This window comes from Rhizobium sp. BK377 (genome assembly GCF_014193935.1).
Lineage (GTDB): Bacteria > Pseudomonadota > Alphaproteobacteria > Rhizobiales > Rhizobiaceae > Rhizobium.
The window spans coordinates 294,527-313,927 of sequence record NZ_JACIAC010000003.1 but is presented as its reverse complement, the minus strand read 5'-3'; the positions used below and the strand labels follow the sequence as shown (position 1 = coordinate 313,927).

Annotated in this window: 17 protein-coding genes and 1 riboswitch; of the genes, 1 reads left to right on the top strand and 16 read right to left on the bottom strand. The window is 60.5% G+C overall.

The window, feature by feature from the left end:
* Positions 1 to 97: 97 nt before the first annotated feature.
* The 6 genes from FHT92_RS16070 to FHT92_RS16045 form a co-directional block, all read right to left on the bottom strand.
* Positions 98 to 1,249 (bottom strand): alpha-hydroxy acid oxidase, encoded by a 1,152-nt coding sequence (locus FHT92_RS16070; RefSeq protein ID WP_183826947.1) that lies wholly within the window; start codon positions 1,247 to 1,249, stop codon positions 98 to 100.
* A gap of 210 nt (positions 1,250 to 1,459) precedes the next feature.
* Positions 1,460 to 2,140, bottom strand: coding sequence for a spermidine synthase (locus tag FHT92_RS16065; protein WP_183826945.1), 681 nt, complete (start codon positions 2,138 to 2,140; stop codon positions 1,460 to 1,462).
* A gap of 254 nt (positions 2,141 to 2,394) precedes the next feature.
* Positions 2,395 to 3,207, bottom strand: a complete 813-nt coding sequence (gene thiD / locus FHT92_RS16060; RefSeq protein WP_183826942.1) for a bifunctional hydroxymethylpyrimidine kinase/phosphomethylpyrimidine kinase — start codon at positions 3,205 to 3,207, stop codon at positions 2,395 to 2,397.
* Positions 3,204 to 3,839: a thiamine phosphate synthase gene (gene thiE, locus FHT92_RS16055; RefSeq protein ID WP_183826939.1), complete on the bottom strand. Its 636-nt coding sequence runs from the start codon at positions 3,837 to 3,839 to the stop codon at positions 3,204 to 3,206. The genes thiD and thiE overlap by 4 nt, the downstream gene beginning before the upstream one ends.
* Positions 3,836 to 4,636, bottom strand: a complete 801-nt coding sequence (gene thiM / locus FHT92_RS16050) for a hydroxyethylthiazole kinase (protein WP_183826936.1) — start codon at positions 4,634 to 4,636, stop codon at positions 3,836 to 3,838. The genes thiE and thiM overlap by 4 nt, the downstream gene beginning before the upstream one ends.
* A 51-nt stretch (positions 4,637 to 4,687) precedes the next feature.
* Positions 4,688 to 4,786, bottom strand: a riboswitch (TPP riboswitch).
* A 155-nt stretch (positions 4,787 to 4,941) separates the two neighbouring features.
* Complete coding sequence (locus FHT92_RS16045) at positions 4,942 to 6,465, bottom strand: aldehyde dehydrogenase (NADP(+)) (protein ID WP_183826933.1); 1,524 nt, start codon at positions 6,463 to 6,465, stop codon at positions 4,942 to 4,944.
* 225 nt (positions 6,466 to 6,690) lie between these two features.
* Between FHT92_RS16045 and FHT92_RS16040 the strand changes: the two genes are divergently transcribed.
* On the top strand, positions 6,691 to 8,568 hold the full coding sequence (locus FHT92_RS16040; protein ID WP_183826931.1) for a DUF4139 domain-containing protein: 1,878 nt from the start codon (positions 6,691 to 6,693) through the stop codon (positions 8,566 to 8,568).
* 81 nt (positions 8,569 to 8,649) lie between these two features.
* Here FHT92_RS16040 and FHT92_RS16035 read toward each other — a convergent pair whose 3' ends face one another.
* From FHT92_RS16035 to FHT92_RS15990, 10 genes are all read right to left on the bottom strand, one after another.
* The gene (locus FHT92_RS16035; RefSeq protein ID WP_183826929.1) at positions 8,650 to 9,084 is read right to left on the bottom strand and encodes a pyridoxamine 5'-phosphate oxidase family protein; all 435 of its coding nucleotides are present in this window, start codon (positions 9,082 to 9,084) and stop codon (positions 8,650 to 8,652) included.
* 256 nt (positions 9,085 to 9,340) lie between these two features.
* A complete protein-coding gene (locus tag FHT92_RS16030) occupies positions 9,341 to 9,793 on the bottom strand; it encodes a hypothetical protein (protein ID WP_246715193.1) in 453 nt (150 codons plus the stop codon).
* Between the two features lie 448 nt (positions 9,794 to 10,241).
* Positions 10,242 to 11,279 carry an endonuclease/exonuclease/phosphatase family protein gene (locus tag FHT92_RS16025; RefSeq protein WP_183826925.1) on the bottom strand — a complete coding sequence of 346 codons (1,038 nt, stop codon included), beginning with the start codon at positions 11,277 to 11,279 and terminating at the stop codon, positions 10,242 to 10,244.
* Positions 11,280 to 11,290: 11 nt separating this feature from the next.
* Positions 11,291 to 12,400, bottom strand: coding sequence for a sn-glycerol-3-phosphate ABC transporter ATP-binding protein UgpC (gene ugpC, locus FHT92_RS16020; protein ID WP_183826922.1), 1,110 nt, complete (start codon positions 12,398 to 12,400; stop codon positions 11,291 to 11,293).
* A gap of 13 nt (positions 12,401 to 12,413) precedes the next feature.
* Entirely contained in the window at positions 12,414 to 13,328 is a 915-nt protein-coding gene (locus FHT92_RS16015) for an ABC transporter permease subunit (protein ID WP_183742460.1), read from the bottom strand.
* 10 nt (positions 13,329 to 13,338) lie between these two features.
* Entirely contained in the window at positions 13,339 to 14,223 is an 885-nt protein-coding gene (locus FHT92_RS16010) for a carbohydrate ABC transporter permease (RefSeq protein ID WP_183742462.1), read from the bottom strand.
* A gap of 127 nt (positions 14,224 to 14,350) precedes the next feature.
* The gene (locus tag FHT92_RS16005; RefSeq protein ID WP_183826919.1) at positions 14,351 to 15,709 is read right to left on the bottom strand and encodes an extracellular solute-binding protein; all 1,359 of its coding nucleotides are present in this window, start codon (positions 15,707 to 15,709) and stop codon (positions 14,351 to 14,353) included.
* 523 nt (positions 15,710 to 16,232) lie between these two features.
* Positions 16,233 to 17,081 carry an HpcH/HpaI aldolase/citrate lyase family protein gene (locus FHT92_RS16000; protein WP_183826916.1) on the bottom strand — a complete coding sequence of 283 codons (849 nt, stop codon included), beginning with the start codon at positions 17,079 to 17,081 and terminating at the stop codon, positions 16,233 to 16,235.
* Positions 17,078 to 17,530 (bottom strand): MaoC family dehydratase, encoded by a 453-nt coding sequence (locus tag FHT92_RS15995; protein WP_183826913.1) that lies wholly within the window; start codon positions 17,528 to 17,530, stop codon positions 17,078 to 17,080. Before FHT92_RS15995 ends, FHT92_RS16000 begins: the two co-directional genes overlap by 4 nt.
* Complete coding sequence (locus FHT92_RS15990) at positions 17,530 to 19,395, bottom strand: biotin carboxylase N-terminal domain-containing protein (RefSeq protein ID WP_183826910.1); 1,866 nt, start codon at positions 19,393 to 19,395, stop codon at positions 17,530 to 17,532. The genes FHT92_RS15995 and FHT92_RS15990 overlap by 1 nt, the downstream gene beginning before the upstream one ends.
* Between the last annotated feature and the right edge of the window lie 6 nt (positions 19,396 to 19,401).

Below are 19,401 nucleotides of genomic sequence, written 5' to 3'. Positions count from 1 at the left end.
TGGCGAAGTTTACCGGTGGTCGCCACTGATTATCTTGGCCGCCTTGAGCGGTCGCCATGGCGGCCAAGGAACGGCACCGCGTCATTCTCGATGAAGATCAAGAGGCGCGGAAACGCAGATTGCCGGCCGAAAGCTCGCTGACCGAGGCGCAGCCCATCAACTTCATGCCGCGCTCGATTTCGGTTCGCATTTGCAGCAGCGCCCGTTCGACGCCTGCCTGGCCAGCTGCCGCAAGCGGGAACAGATAGTAGCGCCCGACGCCGACGGCCTTGGCGCCAAGCGATAGGGCCTTCAGCACATGGGTACCGCGCTGGATGCCGCCATCGACCATCACATCGATCCGATCGCCGACAGCCTCGACGATTTCCGCAAGCTGGTCGAAGCCGCTGCGCGAACCGTCGAGCTGACGCCCGCCGTGGTTGGAAAGCACGATGCCGGTACAGCCGATATCGATGGCGCGCTTGGCATCCTCGACCGTCATGACGCCCTTTAGGCAGAACTGCCCGCCCCAGGTCTTCACCATGTCGGCAACGTCGTCCCAGTTCATGGCGGGATCAAGCATTTCAGTGAAATAGCGGCTGATCGACATCGTGCCGCTGCCCATGTCGACGTGGCTGTCGAGCTGCGGCAGGCGGAATTTCTCGTGCGTGAAATAATTGATGGCCCACGCGGGTTTGACGGCAAACTGGGCCATGCCCGACAGATTGAGCTTGAAGGGAATGGCAAAGCCGGTGCGCTTGTCGCGCTCGCGGTTGCCGCCCGTAATGCTGTCGACGGTCAGCATCATCACCTGCACGCCAGCCTGCTTGGCTCTCGCCATCATTTCGTTGTTGAGGCCGCGATCCCGGTGGAAATAGAACTGATAGACCTGTGGTCCGCTGCTGATCTTACGCGCCTCTTCCAGGCTGATCGTGCCGAGCGACGACACGCCGAACATCGTGCCGAATTTACCGGCGGCATGCGCGACCGCGCGTTCCCCCTCATGATGAAAGAGCCGCTGCAGGGCCGTCGGCGAGCAATAGACCGGCATGGCGAGTTTCTGGCCCATGACGGTGACCGACATGTCGACTTCGCTGACGCCGCGCAGCACGCTCGGCAGAAGATCGCAACTCTCGAAAGCAGATGTATTGCGCCTGTAGGTAACCTCATCGTCCGCCGCGCCGTCGATATAATTGAAGATCGGCCCGGGAAGGCGTTGCTTGGCAAGACGGCGGAAGTCATGGAAATTATGGCAGTCTGAAAGGCGCATACTCGTATCCAATCGAGGGCTGGCATGAAATGCCTCCAGCCGATGAGCGGCCGCGAGACCTCCTCGTCTTCGCGATCCATGACCTATGGGATACGATTATTATCGCATCAATCTCAAGCTCTCTTGAGTGCGCTTCCGTCGCCTTGTGAGAGAAAGGCGCAATTTATTGCCCAGCGGCCACGCGAGATGACGTGCCTTCCGGAGGTCGGATCAGCGGGTGGGCTTCATAGCGAGCCAGATGACATGCCGTGCACCGCCGCGCTTGCCGTTGGCGCGGGTGTTGATCGCCTCGACAGCAAAGCCGCTCTCCTTCAGCCGGCGGGTGAAGGATGGATCAGGCCCCGAGGACCAGACGGCAAGCACGCCGCCGGGGCGGAGCGCCTCGCGAGCGGATTTCAGCCCGGCATAGTCATAGAGCCGGTCATTGGACTTGCGGGTGAGGCCGTCGGGGCCATTATCAACGTCGAGAAGGATCGCATCGTAAGCGGCCTTTCCGGCGCGGATCGCCTCGCCGACATCACCCTGATGGATCGACACGCGCGGATCGTCGAGACAGCCCTTGAACACCTCCGTCATCGGTCCGCGTGCCCAGACAACAACTTGCGGGATCAGTTCGGCGACGACAACACCGGCATCCTCGGGCAAGACCGCAAGGGCAGCCCGCAGGGTGAAACCCATGCCAAGCCCGCCGATCAGGATCTTCGGCTTCGGGTGCGATTTGATCCGCTCGAAGGACAGGGTGGCGAGTGCTTCTTCCGAGCCGCTGAGGCGGCTGTTCATCAGCTCATTGGTGCCGAGCATGATCGAAAATTCGGATCCGCGCTGCTTCAGCCGCAATTGCCCGCCTTCGCCGGGAATGGTCGCGGAATCGAGCTGGATCCAGGGAAGCATGGCAGTTTCGTCTCGCTGAAGGGGACCGTCCCCTAGCATAGGGCGACGGTCGAAGCCAGCAAGGCTTAGATCATGCGCATGAAATGGTCGCGCTCGTATTTCGTGACACCCTCCTGCGACACGATGGAGCAGTGGGGGATATCTTCGACTGCGGCTGCAGGCGCATTCGCGAATCGTTCAAGCACACATCGGATCCGCACTGCACCGGCCCGGTTTGACCAGGCCGTCTCACAATGCTCGAAATGTGATCCGGCTTAGATACTGGCGTCTTTCCACAGGCTATGAAAATGATGGACAGGTCCATGGCCGGAACCGACTGTCAGTTCGCCTGCGGCAGCGACTGCCTGCGCAAGATAGGCTTTGGCGGTTGCCACGGCCATTTGCGGCAATGCGCCTTTTGCAAGCTCGGCGGCCAACGCGCTGGAGAGGGTGCAGCCCGTGCCGTGTGTATTTTTGGTCGGGATGCGTTTCGCCTCGAACCAGTGCAGGCCAGAGGCCGTCGACAGCACGTCGGGGCTTTCGACACTGCCGAGATGGCCGCCCTTGACCAGCACCGCGGCGGGTCCGAGGGTACGCAGGCGTTCGGCTTGCGACGCCATCTGCTCGCGGCTTTCGGCAACCTCTTCGTGCAGCAACGCGGCGGCTTCCGGCAGGTTTGGGGTCAGCAGCGTGGCGAGCGGCAACAGCTGCCGCGTCAGCGCATCGACGGCCTGCGGGTCGAGGAGCGCCGCCCCACCCTTGGCGATCATGACAGGATCGACGACAATGGGAATTCCGCGGTGAGGCGTCAGCGCCTCGGCAACCGCTTCGGCAATGCCGGCATTGGCGATCATGCCGATCTTGACCGCATCGACGCGTACATCGCCGAAGACCGCTTTTATCTGCTGGGCGACGAAGTGCGGCGGCACGAGATGCACGCCGGTCACACCCTGCGTGTTCTGCGCCGTCAGTGCCGTCAGCGCCGCCATGCCATAGACGCCGCGCGCCGAGAAAGCCTTGAGATCGGCCTGGATGCCGGCCCCTCCGGAGGGATCGGAACCGGCGATGGACAGGACGTTACGGATCATTGGCGGACCTTTCGGATTTCCTCGGCAATGCGAACTGTCGCGACCTTCGGGTCGGGTGTGCCGCAGATCGCCGAGACGACAGCAAGCCCATCTGCTCCTGCCGCAAAGACGGAACCGGCGTGTTCGCTCTTCAGACCTCCGATCGCAACCGTTGGAACAGGCGCAGCCTTTACAAGTCTCGCCAACCCATCGAAACCGATCGGCTGCTTATGGTCGGTCTTTGTAGGCGTCGCAAATACCGGCCCGATCCCGGCATAATCGACAATTCCAGCGTCGATTGCCGCAGCCAGCGCCTCAGTCTCAACAGAGAGACCCAGGATCATGTCCGGGCCGATCATCGCACGTGCGGCGGCAGGTACCATATCGTCCTGACCGATATGCAGCCCATCGGCGCTGATTGCAATGGCCGCTTCCACGTCATCGTTGATAACAAGCAGGGCGCCCGTATCCTTCAGGATCTCCTTGAGCGCCAGGCCGGTCTCGATCATCCTTGCCGTTCCGCCACGCTTGTCGCGAAGCTGCACCATTGTTGCACCGCCGGCGACGGCGAGCCGCGCCGTCTCGATCATGCCGATTCCGGCGCAGAGATCGGGGTCGAGAACCAGATAGAGCGAAAGATCGAAGCGTTTCATGCAGCGATGATCCTGATTTTTGCATCGAGCTTTGCTTCATCAAGCGCGGCAAGCTGATCGAGGAAACGCCAGGAGAAAGAGCCGGGGCCATCCGCATTTTTCGCGGCTTCTTCGCCGGCGACCGCAAACGTGGCAAGTGCGGCGACAGCAGCCGCGAAGGGGTCGGCGGGAACGGTGGCGGCGAAGGCGCCCGTCAGGCAGGTCAGAGAGCAGCCGAGCGCAGTCACCTGTGGCATCAGTGCCGATCCGCCCTCGATGCGCAGCGCTTGTGCGCCATCCGTCACGAAATCCACCACACCGGTGACTGCGACGACCGCGCCATGCCGTTCGGAAAGGAGCCGCGCGGAAGCTTCAGCCTGCTCAACCGGGTCACGGCTGTCGACACCTTGGCCACGGCTCTCACCACCGGCAAGCGCGATGATCTCTGAAGCATTGCCGCGGATGATCGTCGGACGGAGCGCCAGCAGATCGGCGACTGCCTTACGGCGGAAGGACGTCGCATAATGGGCGACCGGATCGAGCACCCAAGGTTTGCCGCTCGCGTTTGCAGCCCTTGCCGCCGCATGCATGCCGTCGATCCATTGGGTGGAGAGCGTGCCGATATTGACGGTCAAAGCGCCGGCGATTGCGGCAAACTCGCCCGCTTCCTCGGCGGCGTGGACCATGGCAGGCGATGCACCCGCCGCAAGCACCACATTGGCAGCGATGTTCATGGCCACATAATTGGTGATGCACTGCACGAGCGGCGGCTTGGTGCGCATCGCCGTCAACAAAGCTCCGGGTGTCTTGTTCTCCATAGTACCCCTTTCGGGCGGGGCAGGCGCGGGAACGATCGTGCAACGAAGCAGACTGCGACCCGAGCGACTCCCTCCGCCGGCATTATCCGGTTCAGGTTCGAAGGGTGCTTCTCAGCCAGTTCTTGCGAACGGGCGCCCCTGTCTCTCAACGGCACTCTTTCTTGCAGAGAATGGTGCCGATGTCACCGGCAAAATGACGATTTTGAGACTGAGGTTTTGCAAATGCGCACCACGGGCCGCCCGAGCGCCCGTGGTGCAACTTCAAATGCCGGTTTTTCGGATTAGGGTCCGGCTGCTCTACTCGATCAACGCAGCGGCGCCGGAAGCAGGTTTGTCGTAAAGTCCTGATACGAGACCGGACGCAGGAACCTGTAGATGGCGAGCGTTCCGACGGAGGTCGATCTGCCATCGGCCGTTGCCGGGTAGGGGCCGCCGTGCACCATGGCGGGCGATACTTCCACGCCGGTTCCGAAGCCGTTCACGAGCAGGCGTCCGGCAAGCATTTCCAGATTGGGAACGAGGCGCTTTGCGTCCTGTTCGTCTTCGCTCGTAATGTGCAGGGCAACGGTCAGCTGGCCTTCGAGACCGTCGAGGACGCGCTCGAGTTCGGCGAGATCACGGCAGCGCACGATAAGGCCGGCTGCACCGAAGACCTCGTCCTGCAGCTCATGATGTGCAAGGAATGCCGCGGCCGTCGTTTCGAAGAGAGCGGCCGTGCCTTCGAATTCGCTGCCGGGCTTGCCATTGGCGACGAGCCGGACTTCGGGATGCTTTTCCAGCCGAGCAACGCCATTACAGAATGCCTTGGCGATGGAGCCTGTCAGCATCGTCTGGGCTCCGACATCGGGCAGAAGCTCCCGCGCCTTGGCAATGAAAGTGTCCAGGCCTTCGCTATCGATGGCGAGAATGAGGCCGGGATTGGTGCAGAACTGCCCGGCACCGAGGACAAGCGAGCTCACGAATGCCGTTGCGATCTCAGCTGCGCGGGTTTTCAGCGCGTTCGGGAAGAAGATGACCGGGTTGATGCTGCTCATCTCGGCATAGACCGGGATCGGTTGCTTGCGCTCGGAAGAGATCTTCATCAGCGCGGTTCCGCCGCGGCGCGAACCGGTGAAGCCGACGGCGCGGATTCTCGCATCGGCCACCAGCTTCTGTCCGACCTCGAAGCCGGTATCGAAGAGAAGCGCAAACGTGCCGGCATGCAGGCCAGCCTTGGCAACCGCGCGCTGTACGGCGCGGCCGACCAGTTCCGACGTGCCCGGATGAGCGGAATGCGCCTTGACGACGACAGGGCATCCTGCCGCGAGAGCAGACGCCGTATCACCGCCGGCGACCGAGAAGGCGAGCGGAAAGTTCGATGCGCCGAAAACCGCGACCGGGCCGAGGGGAACGTTGCGCAGGCGAAGATCGGGCTTCGGAACCGGCTTGCGGGAAGGATCGGCGCCATCGAAACGAAGCTCCTGGAACCGGCCTTCGCGAACCTCTTTCGCAAATAGCCGTAGCTGTCCTGTCGTGCGAGCGCGTTCGCCCTCGAGGCGCCCGCGGGGAAGTCCGGTTTCCGCCATTGCCCGCACGATCAGCTCGTCGCCGATAGCCTCGATCTCGCTGGCAATGGTTTCAAGAAAGGCAGCCCGTGTTTCCAGATCGGTTTCCCGATAGGAGGCGAAGGCCTCCCATGCAAGCCTCGTCGCCTCTTCGACGTCTTCGGCGGAGGCGCCACCGAAAGAGACGGGCAGCGCCATCCCCGTGGCTGCTTCGACACCGTAGAGCTCGCCACGCGTGCCGCGCTTTTCCGATCCCGCGACGAGCAGGCTTCCATTGATAGTCATGACGGATTTCCTTTCAAACAGACTCGAGTGACGTATATAGGCGTTCGTCTTCTCAATTTCACGACATCTTTCCCGATATCGCATCGAATACGGACACCTCCGACGGAGACCCGGTGGCGCCGCCGAACAGGTCAGCCGATAGCGGCCGTAAAAGCATTGCATGCCGAAATGCCGCCCCTTTTTTACGCTCATTCTCGTGCAGGATTGAACGCCGAGGGGGGCCATATGAAATACACATCCGCTGTCTGCGCGGCACTTACCGCCGTACTGCTGTCAACAACCGCATTCGCGCAAACCGGAACGATCAAGTCGATCCGGCTGTCTTCCGGCGGCGTCGCCGAGTATGTTCGTACTCTTGATGTCCGGGACGACGGCAACGCTATCGTCGAGGTGCCGACAGACCAGATGGATGACTTCCTGAAGACCCTCGTCGTATCGGGACCGGCGCCCGTGAAGGGCCTTTCGACCACCGGGCCGGGCATGGTGGACGAGACGTTCAAGGTATTACCGATCAAGCCACAGGATCTGGATTCCGCGGCCGGGGTGTTGCGGGCTCTCAGAGGCGCACCTGTCTCTGCGAACGGGGTAAAGGGCCGCATCGTCGGCGTGGAGCCCGCTACCGAAAAGCAGCGTGCGCGGTTGATCGTGATGCTTGACAGCGGTGCCTTTGACGTTGCCGAGATCGGTGGCGCCATGGCCTACAAACTCGACGATCCCAAAGACGCCGAAATGATTGCCCGGGCGGCGGAATTGCTGTCGAGCGATGGGTTGCAGGGGACGCGTGCGGTCACCATCGCGCTTGATGGCAAGGCGTCGTCGGCCGTGGACATCTCCTACGTTGTCGCAGCGCCGCTCTGGAAACCGTCCTACAGGATTATTGTCGGCGCCAAGGGCAAAGCGCGGTTGCAGGCGTGGGCCGTCCTGGAGAATGCATCCGGCGAAGACTGGCGCGGGGTTTCCATATCCTTGACATCGGGAAAGCCCGTGACGCTTCGCCAGAGATTGTACGCAAGAACATGGCCGTCGCGCGTGGACGTATCGAGCGCCTATCTGGATGTAGCAGGTGCCAAACGTGCCGTGGTTGGTGGAGCGTTGCTGAACAAGCCGGAGGCCGAGGCCTCTGCTCCCGTTATGGCTGCTCCGGCCGCTACCATCGCTGCGACTGCCGACGAGGGTGACGTGGTGGCAAATTTCGATCTTCCAGGCGCATACGACCTGAAGAACGGCGAGACGATTTCGGTGCCGATCTTGGATCGCGAGATCAAGGCGGAGTTCGTTGCTCTCTATCGCGATGGAGCGCAACATCCGGATGCAGCCCTCGTGCTCACCAACGACACGGGGACCTCGCTGCCGCCGGCGGTGGCTGCAGTCTATGATGAAAAAGGGCGTTATGTCGGCGACGCACGCATAGGCAATGTGAAGCCGGGCGGCGTGGAAAAGGCGACGTTTGCCGCCGATCAGAAGATCGAGCAGGAGGTGGCAAGCGCCATATCCAGTTCCTTTCGAACTGTCATCGTAAAAGACGGTTATCTCGAGGCCACGCTGGAGCGACGGCTGCGAAAGACCTTCTCCGTCTGGGGCGCTGATGCCGACAGGACGTTTGTCGCGGAAGACCCGGGCATGGCAGGATGGGAACTGGTTAAGTCCGAAGGCGTGGAAGAGACACCGCAAGGTGCGCGGGCAACTGTGATCGTCCCTGCGGGCAAGAGGGTTTCGACGACCATCGAATGGCGCATGGCCGAGAGCGAGACGCAGGCGATCGCCGATATCGACGACACTGTGATCCTGCAATGGCTCGATGAAGGGCCGTCTCCGGAAATCGCCTCGAAACTTCAGGGTCTTGTGACGGCAAGGAAGGCACAAAAGGAAGCGGAGAGGGACCTGTCCAGGGTTATGCAGGCAATTGAAGACGCAACGTCGGAATCCTCACGGATTTCAGGCTTGCTTTCCTCTGTAGGCGACACGCCGCTCAAGCAGCAGTTCCTTCAGGACCTGACGGAACAGGAGAAGTCGATCAAGGCGTTGCGGGCGCAAAGGGACGAGGCGCGAGATCGGCTTGAAAAGCTTCGCAAGGAGCTCGGGGAAGCAATAGCTCGTCTGTAGATAGGCCTGGCACGAATTGGGCGCCAATTCCTGCTGCCACCGACGGCACTATCAGCGTCGGTGAGGCATTGCTTGCGGATCTCAGACCTCGACTTTGCCGTTTTCTTCACCGTTCCAATATTGGATCGAACGTGCCGCAACCTTGATCAAGGCAAGCCCAGGCGTCTGGGTGCCCTCGGGAAACCATCGTTCCAGTCCCTTGACCCAATGTTGCTCGAATTCCGAGACGTCCTCGATGATCGAAGCGTTACCATCGATCGCGATGAATATGCCCGGTTTGCTGAGCAGATGCGGCGGCGCGGTGAAGGTCAGCTGCACCGCGTTGTCTTTCCGAATGTCAGATATCTTGCGGGTATCCGTATAGGAAAAGAACCAGGAATCCCCGTCATATTCGACGTCGCCATTGTTGCTCATCGGCCGAGTGCTGATCCGGTTCGAGGCTCCACGTGTCGAAAACATGCAGAAATCCAGCTTCTTCAGATGCTTCGACAGTTCTTCTCTCGTCATCGATGCCATGGTGGTTCTCCAATCCAGGTGAAAACAACCGGCGATAATCGAAGTTCCGTGGAATATACGGCCTGCACGCCGACCCCTGCCCATCAGCCCATGGCGCCAGCCGCGAATGAACGTGGAAGGCCATGGCTTGCGCAAAGCCGCTGGTCGGCCGATGCACCGAATGAAATAGCGGAACCATTGGGAGCCATGGAAAACTAAGCTTGCTCATGGAAGCGAGCCTTAGAGCCAGCATCGCGAGATACCCGGGTTACTTTGCTCAATCGGGCTGCACAGGCCTGATCGTATCAACCGAGATATCGCCTTCAATTACACCTCGCACGACATCCGTGCGATTCCGATCGATCTCGACGACTGTGTAAAGCTTGTCGTCGCGAAACGCGCTCGCATGTGTCGTGGTCACATCGTCGGCGGGCGCCGCGTCGACCTCCATGAAGTCGAGCTCGCGCCCAGCCGCTACGATCCGGGCATCACCCGCCGTTCTTGCTGCGACCACCACGACGCCATGGCCCGGCGAGTTTTCCCATCTCGGATCGTCTGCCGCTGCGATCGGTTCAAGTCGATAGATACCGAGGGGCTCGCCTGCCGGGAGCGTTGAACTTTCCATCGCCGCGTCTTCTATTTGCGCCTTGCTCTCAACCGAACGCCCAAACGTGTTCGGATTTGTCGCGTTGTTGATCTTGTCGTTTCCTGTTCGTGACACGTTAGACATGTCGTCCTCCATTTGCTGTGAACATAACGATGGTGCGATCCGACTGTTCCGCGATTGGCAAAAGGAACCGCGCCGCCACGAGTTTCCCGTGTCGGATCATGATCGACCGACAAGCGAACCAATTTGCAAAAAAGCCGCCTGCAGGTTTCGCCAGGAGTGTGATTTGTTTTGGGAGGTCCTCATCGGGCCTGCATTGCCCAATGCGATGGGCTTTTCGGCTGAGCGAGTATGGGATGGCTGCAGTCCGCAACGCGCAGCCATCCCATTTGAGCAAGCGACCCCTCGTCGAACGCTTGCAGCCGGCCCCCGCCAGTCCTCGAAATGTTAGCAACGCCTAAAGCGTCCCCGCTAGTGCGTGAATGCAACACTTCATGAAAGGTTTCCACAGAAGTGACTGCGGACCACCGTCACCATTGATCCGCCGCTGGATTCCTTTGCCTCGGGCGGCTCAGAGCGCGGAAAAATGGGCCTTGATCAATTCGTGATCGGAGATTGCTGCTCCGTCTGCGTCGACGGCAGCAACAGTCATGGCGTCGCTTGCCGAAAGGCTGCGGGTAAACAGCCAGTCGAGGCGGGCGAAAGGCGGCTGCGGCGTCCCGTCGGGGCGGGTGCGCTGCGTGAGCGCGAAGTCATTGGCAGCGTCCCAGTGATAACCGGCTTCTGCGAGGAGACCGAAAAGCGGTTCGTGCGCTTCAGGTTCACGCGATCCCTCGGGAAGAATATTGGTGTTGAAATCGCCACCCAAAACGACAGGCAAGCCATCGGCGAGCTTTTCGACTGCGGCGATCAGCCTTTTTGTCTGCCTTGCCCGATCCGCGATGTCAGTCTTACTTTCCAGATGCACGCTAACTGCAAGAATCGGCCCGAATGCGGTTTCTATTTTGGCCGCGATTGCCATGCGGCCGCCGATCCGACCCTGCCCGTCCTTCGCATCCGTCCACCATGTGCCGCCGTCATCGAGACGGATCAATGCTGCATCCAGCAACGGCAAGCGGGAGAGCAGCGCATTGCCGTGGAAGCCGGCGGCGTTCGTCTCGCCCTTATGCCATTCACGCTCACGAGAATCTCCGAGACCAAGTTCCACGAATTCCACGCCAAAAGCATAGGACATGCCGAGATCGCGGGCGAGGTCGGCAACAGTGTGCCGGTTGCCGGCGCGCGCCGTGCCGAGATCAGCCTCCGTGAGCAACAGGATATCGGCGTCGCTCTTGCGGATGAGCTCCACGGAAGGAGCATGATATTTCAGGCGTTCGGCGTTCCAAGCAGCGATGACAAGACCGTCACCGATGCTGGCGTCATTGGCAGTCCTTACGACTTCGATCGTCGACAGCGCCGGCAGGGTCGCCGCAAGCCTGTCGTGCTCGGTCTGTGTCGGTTCGGCAGCACGCGCCTCATCGAAGAAAGTCGCTGAGGGCACGGCAAGCGCCTGTACGGCGGCCGCAAGCAGGTTACGATCGCCCCTGGCGAGATCAAGAAAGCTCTTCATCTGCATCAGGCTCAGGCGTTGATGGTCACGGCGTTGTTGCGTGCCGGCGCGACGAGAACTTTGCCAGTATCGGCCGAATAGAGATGGATCGTATCCTGGTCGATTGCGATGCCGATCCGGTCGCCAGTCTTCAGCGAGACCGATCCGGTCATGGCGACGGCAAAGGGCAAGCCATCGAAATCGGCATGCACGACGCGGCTGGCGCCGAGTTCTTCGATGAAGTCGGCGGTCGCAACGAGTGCCCCCGGTGCATCCGGAGAGACGAGGCGAGCGGATTCGGCGCGCACGCCGAGAACGATGCGCTGGCCGGCAAGCTGCTTGCCGCGCTCGGCGGGGAGCGTCACGGTGCGGCCTTCGTCATAGATGAAGACGCCGTTTTCATTGACGCGGCCTTCCAGCAGGTTCATTGCCGGCGTACCGACGAAGCCGGCGACGAAGCGGCTTGCCGGATAGTGATAGACTTCTTCCGGTGTGCCGACCTGTTCGACATTGCCGGCATTCATGACGATGATGCGGTCGGCCAGCGTCATGGCCTCGTTCTGGTCGTGTGTCACGAAAATCGAGGTGGCGCCGAGGCGGCGATGCAGGCGGCGGATTTCCGCGCGCATGGCGATACGCAGCTTGGCATCGAGGTTCGACAGCGGTTCGTCGAAGAGGAAGACCTTCGGCTCTCGGATCATGGCGCGGCCCATGGCGACGCGCTGGCGCTGGCCGCCGGAAAGGGCGGCCGGCCGGCGCTCGAGGAAGGGCTCGAGGCTCAGTGCCTTGGCGACGTCGGCGATGCGACGATCGCGTTCGGCCTTCGGCACACCGGCGACCTTCAGGGCATAGCCGATATTCTCGGCAACGCTCATGTGCGGATAGAGCGCATAGTTCTGGAACACCATTGCGCAGCCGCGTTCACGCGGCTCGAGCTGGTTGACCACACGTCCGTCGATGGCGATTTCGCCACCGGTAATTTCTTCGAGACCCGCGACCATGCGCAGCAGCGTAGACTTGCCGCAGCCGGACGGACCGAGGATGACGATGAATTCGCCCGACTGGATTTCGAGATCAACGCCGTGAACGACGGCGTTCTTGCCATAGTTCTTTTTCACGCCTCGGATGGAGATCGGTGCCAAGGGTCTGTTCCTTTCACTTCTCGGTGGAGATAAGGCCGCGCACGAACCAACGCTGCATCAGGATGACGAGGATCAGCGGCGGCGACATGATGATCAGTGTTCCGGCCATGGCGACGTTCCAGTCGGGCAGGCCGAATTCGGAGGGAATGAGTGTCTTGAGCTGGGTAACGGCGATGCCGAAATTCGGGTCGGTCGTGATCAGCAGCGGCCAGAGGTACTGGTTCCAGGCCCAGACGAACATGATGGTGAAAAGTGCAATCATGTTCGGGCGAGACAAAGGCAGCAGTACGTCCCAGAAGAAGCGGATCGCGCCTGAGCCATCCATCTTCGATGCCTCGGCGAGTTCGTCCGGAACCGTCAGGTAGAACTGGCGATAGAGGAAGGTACCCGTCGCAGTGGCGACCATCGGCAACACGAGGCCCGGATAGGAGTTCAGGAGACCCCATTCAAGCTTGATCTGGATGCCTGTGACCTGCGCGATCAGCCACGTAATACCGGTGACATCGAGAATTGCCTGAAAGGGCTGAAGCGCATTGGCGGCGATCGAATAGGTCGGCACGATGCGCACTTCGAGCGGCAGCATCAGCGTGATGAAGATGATCCAGAAGATCAGATAGCGGCCGCGGAAGCGAAAATAGACGATCGAGAAAGCTGCCATCGCGGAAAGGATGACCTTGCCTGCGCCGACCGTGGCAGCGAAAATGACGCTGTGAAACAACTTGTTGCCGAGATCGGCGCGAACCCAGGCGGTCTGCACGTTCTCCCAGAAATGGCTGCTTGGAACCAGCGGTAGCGGCACGCGGTTGACGGTCTCGAGATCGAGCGTCGATGCAATGATGACGATCAGGAAAGGCAGAAGCGCAATCACCAGGCCGAGTGCGAGCAAGGTGTAACAGACAAAATTGAATATTGGCGTGCGTTCGATCATGTCCGCGACCTCACTTGTAGTGCACGCGCCGCTCGATGAAGCGGAACTGGAAAATGGTGAGCAGGATGACGAGCCCCATGAGGATCATGGATTGGGCTGCGGCACCCGAATAATCGAGGCCTCTGAAGCCGTCGAAATAGATCTTGTAGACCATGAGTTCCGTGGCGCGCGCCGGACCGCCCTGGGTCATCACGTCGACGATGCCGAAGGAATCCTGGAAACTCTCGGTGATGTTGATGACGAGCAGGAAGAACAGCGTCGGTGTGAGCAGCGGTAGCTGGATATCCCGCATGCGGCGCAGCGGCCCCGAGCCGTCCATGGCGGCCGCCTCGATCAGCGAACGCGGAATGCCCTGCAACGCTGAAAGGAAGAAGATGAAATTGTAGCCGATATACTTCCAGGAAAAGGCGACGATCACCGCGATCATGGCATCCTTACCGTCGAGAGCGGGGTTCCAGAGGCCGGGCCAGACATGGTTGATGACCGATAGGAGACCGGCCTCCGGCGCCAGGATGAAGCGGAAGGCAAGACCGAGGGCGGGAGCGGCAATCGCATAAGGCCAGATGAAGACTGACCGGTAGATTTTGTGGCCGCGCAGTTCACGATCCGTCAGAAGCGCCAGGATGAGCGCCAGCCCCATGGCGATAATGGTCGAACTGAAGCCGAAAATCATGCTGCGGGTAACGGAGTCCCAATAGATAGGATCGCTCAGCAGCTGCTTGAAATTGTCGAAACCGACCCAGGCGTTGCCGCCGCCCCATGGCTGCTCGAGCGTGAACGCCCAGTAAAGCGCCTGCGCGCTCGGCCAGTAGAAGAAAACGAAGATCAGCAGCAGCATGGGAAATGCGAAGAGAAGGCCGATCGTCGTCGAGGAGAAAGTGACGCGCTTTTCCATGAGTGGTCGTTTTCGTCCTGGTTTGGTTCTGGCGTGGGCGGCGATATCGCTTCCGCAGCCTGTAGGGAATGTACAAAGACGCACCCGGCGCGCGAGAAGCGGGCCGGGTGCGGCTCGTATCAGTCGATTAGGGGAGCTGAACGCCCTTGTAGGTCTGCTGGAAGCGACGCAGGAGCTGGTTGCCGCGGTCAGCAGCAGAGTCGAGCGAAGCCTGTACATCGGCATTGTTGACGAAGATTGCCTGCAGGCCGTTCGCGATTTCGGTGCGGACCTGGAGCAGGCCACCGAGACGGATACCCTTGGCAGACGTGTCGCCAGCCGGGGAAGCGGTCAGGCTCTGAATGGCGAGTTCGCGACCGGCATAGGGAGCCTTGTCGTAGAAGCCCTGCTTCTTCAGGTATTCGAAGCCCGAGTTGCGAACCGGGATGTAGCCGGTAACGGTCGACCAGGTGAGGGCTTCTTCCGGCTTTGCGATGAAGTTGAAGAAGGCTGCGGCAGCCTTGTATTCCGCGTCCGAATGACCCTTCAGAACCCAGAGCGAAGCGCCGCCGACGTAGGAGCTGTGACGGGTCGCGTCGCTATAGGTCGGGAGCATCGAAACGCCCCAGTTCATGCCCTGCTTGGCGGTACGGCCGATGTTGCCGTGGTCGCCAACGGAGGTCAGGATGACTTGGCAGTCGCCAGCAGCGAAGGCTTCGACGAAGGTCTGGCCAACGGCCTTGTTCTTGATGACGGCTTCCTTGGCGTCGTACCAGCCCTTAAGGTCCTTGACGAAGTTCACGAGCATCGGGTTCTTGTTGAACACCAGTTCGGCGTCGAGGCCTTCAAAGCCGTTCTTCTTGGTAGCGATCGGTTCGCCGTTGACGGCTTCGAACTGCTCGATGTACTGCCAGACTTCGTTGTTGGAGATGTCGAAGCCGAGCGGGCAAGCATAGCCTGCGTCCTTCAGAGCCTTGAAATCTTCGCCAGCTTCCTTCCAGGTCGCCGGAGCATGGTCCTTGCCGATCTTGGCGAAGGCGTCCTTGTTCCAGTAGAGCAGAGCCGTCGAGGAGTTGAAGGGGAACGAGTACATCTCGCCCTTCGACGTCGCATAGTAGCCGGCGATACCGGAGAAGTAGTCGTTCCAGTCAACATTGTAGCCCATGTCCTTCATGAGCTTATTGGCCGGGTAGTAGGCGCCCGAAAGCATGATGTCGAGCGTGCCGGCATCCGAAACCTGAGCGATGGTTGGCTGCTTGCCGGCGCGGAAGGCAGCGATCGTGTTCTGCAGCGAGGCGTCGTAGGAGCCCTGGCTGGTGCAGACGACTTCGTAGTCGCCCTGGGACTGGTTGAAACGGTCGCACTGTTCCTGAACGCGTTTTGCGATGTCGCCCGAGTTGCCGAACCAGAAGTCGATCTTGGTCTTTTCGGCAGCAGCGGCGGGACCAGCAGCAACGAAAGCTGAAGCGAGAAGGGCGCCTACGGCGCCGAGAAGCTTGGCTTGCATGAGAACCCTCGAAAAATAGGACGCGCCCCCTCTTGAGCGCACGCCCTATTAACTGGTTCAATTTGCGGTAACCAATGAAGTTTCTATGACATGAACAGAGTAGAAATTTTCTGTCATAAAATATTCATCGTCCAATTTTTTTCAATTTTCACTGAACATCGATGCCTTCAGTTTCCGCGGCCTGCTGAAGGCAATTGCCTATATTCCATTTACATCCGAAATATAGATCAAACAGGAAAAGCCGAGGTGCCTATTAAATTCTAATGATAGCCGTTATTATTAGAGCGATTTTAAAAATCTCTCGAAACCTCGAGCAGAAACAACCTGCTGTCACAAGAATTCGACCTCCGAATTAGCTTTGCACAGCTGTGCGTTGAATTGCAAGAATACGACCTATAATATTCATTTTACGACATCTCGATCGATTTGCCTATTTCTTGGGCGCTTCGTGTTGTCAACGAACCGCCTGTCCGGTTCTTGCGCTTGCTAGTTCCTCAGGTCGCCCGACTGGGCCTAATGCCAGTCACCCTACATTCGATAGTTTTCCAGCCTCAAGAATGCGTTTTGCAAGTTTCAGATGCGGCAGATCGAGCATGCGCCCGTCGATCTGAATGACGCCGGTATCCGGCGAAGTGGCGAAGGCGGCCACGACTTTTTCTGCCCAGGCGATCTCCGCCGCGTCCGGTGTAAAAGCTCGGTTGATCGGTTCGACCTGGCTCGGATGGATCGCCATCATCCCCGAGAAACCGTCGCGCCGGGCGCGGCCAGCATAGGCTGCGAGACCGTCGAGATCGCGGAAGTCGGGGTAGACAGTCTCGATGGCAGGAACCGCGGCGGCGTGCGCGCCAAACAGCACCAGAGAGCGGGCGAGCTCATAGGGGGTGGTATAACGCCCATCTGGCTCGCGGGCGGTGGCAGCGCCGATGGCAGCAGGCAGATCTTCCGCACCCCAGGTCAGCCCGAGGAGATGGGAGGCAACACCCCTGTAGCTGCCGATTTCGAAGATGGCCGCGGGCGTCTCTGTTGCGATCGGCAGGATGAGGACAGCGGATGACAGGCGGCCTGCGAGCTGGAGCACAGAAGCTGCGCCTTCGGCCTTCGGCAACATGATCGCAAAGAGATTGATATCGCCGAGCGCAACGAGATCGTCTTCGCAGGCTGACGTGGTGAGGGGATTGATGCGAATAACAAGCGTCGCATCGGTTGCGCGGCGCGTGACGAAGTCATGCACGGCGTCACGTGCCAGCGGCTTATTGTTCTCGGAAACGGAATCTTCCAGATCGAGGATGACGGCATCGGCGCCGCAGGCGAGTGCCTTGTCGAAACGTTCCGGCCTGTCGCCGGGCACGAAGAGCAGCGAGCGCAGCCTCATGACGGCTTCACCTGCAGCATGGCCGTGCGCAGGCACTGGCAAACGATCTCGTTTCGCTGATTCAGCGTGATATGCTTGAACGTGACGATCCCGGCATCGGGACGCGAGTTGGAACGCCGGAGATCCGTCACTTCCGTTTCTACACGAAGCGTATCGCCGATGAACACCGGCTTCGGCATCACCACCTTGTCGTAGCCGAGATTGGCGATCAGCGTGCCGAGTGTGGTGTCGCCGACCGAGAGGCCGATGGTGAGCGCGAAGGTGAAGGTGCCGTTGACGACGATGCGGCCGAATTCCGTACCCGCCGCATAATCGGCATCGAGATGCAGTGGTTGCGGATTATGAGAGAGCGTCGTGAAGAGCAGGTTGTCGGTTTCCGTGACCGTGCGGCGGATTTCGTGGGTAACTCGGTCGCCGACCGTCCATTCATCGAAGTAGCGGCCGGCCATCAGCGATCTTCCTTCATGACGCTGACGACGAGCTGGTTTTCCGAGACCCGGGCGCCCATGGAGATCGGCAATTTGCCGACAATGCCGTCAAAGGGTGCGCGCAGTGTATGTTCCATCTTCATCGCCTCAACCGTCAGCAGCCTGTCGCCTTTGGCAACGCGATCACCCTCCGCGACATCAACGGAAATGACGAGGCCCGGCATTGGCGAAAGGATCGCACCATCGCCGGCGCCCTGATACGCTTCGACTTCGCTGGCAACGGGAACGCTGATCGGCCAGGCATTGCCGCTATCGAAGAGGACAATGATATCGCCGGACCTGACGGCATTGGCGTGGAGCTCTGGGCGGACATGCCCCCAATAGAGATGTTCGCCGATGCGCACGCGCGCGCGGCTATCGCTTGTGCCCGCAATTCGCAGGCCGGCAAGGGACGACCAGGGATCGGTCCCGTCTTTTGCTGCCAAGACTGTCGCCGCTCTGTCGACAGTCTTCTCGTCGGGTCCCTTCGGCAGCAGGGTTTCGCCGTGACGGTCGAGAAAGCCCGTATCGAGCTTTGCCGCGCGGAAATCCGCGTCGGCGGCAATGCGGGCGAGCAGGCCGGCATTGGACTTCACCGGCCAGATTTCGATGCTTTCGCAGGCGCTTGCGAGCCTGGTGAGGGCTGCGTCACGATTTCGGTCGTGAGCGATGATCTTGGCGATCATCGGATCGTAGAAGGCGGTGATCTCGTTGCCTTCCTCGACGCCGCTGTCGACCCGGACATTTTGCGGCAAGCGCAAATGATCCAGGCGGCCGATCGAAGGCAGATAGCCGGCGGCAGGGTTCTCGGCGTAAAGGCGAGCCTCGAAAGCCCAGCCATTCATGTGGATATCAGCTTGCCCCTTCGGCAGCGGCTCGCCGGCGGCGACCTTCAACTGCCAGAGGACCAGATCCTCACCAGTGATGGTTTCGGTGACGGGGTGCTCCACCTGCAGCCTGGTGTTCATCTCCATGAACCAGATGCGATCCGGGCGCAGGCCCTCCGAAGCATCGGCAATGAATTCGATGGTGCCGGCTCCGATATAGTTCACCGCCTTCGCGGCCTTGACCGCCGCCTCACAGATTGAGGCGCGGGTGGCGGCGTCGAGGCCCGGGGCGGGTGCCTCCTCGATCACTTTCTGGTGCCGGCGCTGCAGCGAGCAGTCGCGTTCGAAGAGGTGGACGCAATTGCCGAAGCGGTCAGCAAAGACCTGCACCTCGATATGGCGCGGATTGGCGATATAGCGCTCGATCAGCACGCGGTCGTCGCCGAAAGACGAGGCCGCTTCGCGCCGGCAGGAGGCAAGCAGTTCTGCAAAATCCTTCGGCCGGTCGATGCGGCGCATACCTTTGCCGCCGCCGCCTGCGACAGCTTTGATAAGCACGGGATAGCCCGTCGCATCGGCCTCGGCAGCAAGCCTTTCTCCGCTCTGATCCGCGCCCATATAGCCCGGCGTAACCGGCACGCCGGCGGCCTGCATCAGTTGCTTGGCAGCATCCTTCAATCCCATGGCGCGGATGGCGGCAGCGGGTGCGCCGACCCAGATAATGCCGGCATTCTCGACGGCTTCGGCAAATTCGGCGTTTTCTGAAAGGAAGCCATAGCCGGGATGGATTGCGGCCGCGCCTGTTCTGCGGACAGCCTCCAGAATGCGCTCCTGCGAAAGATAACTCTCGCGAGCAGGCGCTGGGCCGATGGCAAGAGCCTCATCCGCCTCCGCCACAAAGGGCAGACTGGCATCGGCCTCCGAATAAACGGCAATGGTGCGGATGCCGAGGGCTTTCGCCGTGCGGATGATCCGGCCGGCAATCTCGCCCCTGTTGGCTATGAGCAAGCTTTCCATCATCGCGCC

Coding starts and splice junctions, on each gene's coding strand:
- FHT92_RS16070 (WP_183826947.1), bottom strand. CDS start 1,249: ATGCGCCTTTCAGACTGCCATAATTTCCATGACTTCCGCCGTCTTGCC.
- FHT92_RS16065 (WP_183826945.1), bottom strand. CDS start 2,140: ATGCTTCCCTGGATCCAGCTCGATTCCGCGACCATTCCCGGCGAAGGC.
- thiD (WP_183826942.1), bottom strand. CDS start 3,207: ATGATCCGTAACGTCCTGTCCATCGCCGGTTCCGATCCCTCCGGAGGG.
- thiE (WP_183826939.1), bottom strand. CDS start 3,839: ATGAAACGCTTCGATCTTTCGCTCTATCTGGTTCTCGACCCCGATCTC.
- thiM (WP_183826936.1), bottom strand. CDS start 4,636: ATGGAGAACAAGACACCCGGAGCTTTGTTGACGGCGATGCGCACCAAG.
- FHT92_RS16045 (WP_183826933.1), bottom strand. CDS start 6,465: ATGACTATCAATGGAAGCCTGCTCGTCGCGGGATCGGAAAAGCGCGGC.
- FHT92_RS16040 (WP_183826931.1), top strand. CDS start 6,691: ATGAAATACACATCCGCTGTCTGCGCGGCACTTACCGCCGTACTGCTG.
- FHT92_RS16035 (WP_183826929.1), bottom strand. CDS start 9,084: ATGGCATCGATGACGAGAGAAGAACTGTCGAAGCATCTGAAGAAGCTG.
- FHT92_RS16030 (WP_246715193.1), bottom strand. CDS start 9,793: ATGTCTAACGTGTCACGAACAGGAAACGACAAGATCAACAACGCGACA.
- FHT92_RS16025 (WP_183826925.1), bottom strand. CDS start 11,279: ATGAAGAGCTTTCTTGATCTCGCCAGGGGCGATCGTAACCTGCTTGCG.
- FHT92_RS16015 (WP_183742460.1), bottom strand. CDS start 13,328: ATGATCGAACGCACGCCAATATTCAATTTTGTCTGTTACACCTTGCTC.
- FHT92_RS16010 (WP_183742462.1), bottom strand. CDS start 14,223: ATGGAAAAGCGCGTCACTTTCTCCTCGACGACGATCGGCCTTCTCTTC.
- FHT92_RS16005 (WP_183826919.1), bottom strand. CDS start 15,709: ATGCAAGCCAAGCTTCTCGGCGCCGTAGGCGCCCTTCTCGCTTCAGCT.
- FHT92_RS16000 (WP_183826916.1), bottom strand. CDS start 17,081: ATGAGGCTGCGCTCGCTGCTCTTCGTGCCCGGCGACAGGCCGGAACGT.
- FHT92_RS15995 (WP_183826913.1), bottom strand. CDS start 17,530: ATGGCCGGCCGCTACTTCGATGAATGGACGGTCGGCGACCGAGTTACC.
- FHT92_RS15990 (WP_183826910.1), bottom strand. CDS start 19,395: ATGATGGAAAGCTTGCTCATAGCCAACAGGGGCGAGATTGCCGGCCGG.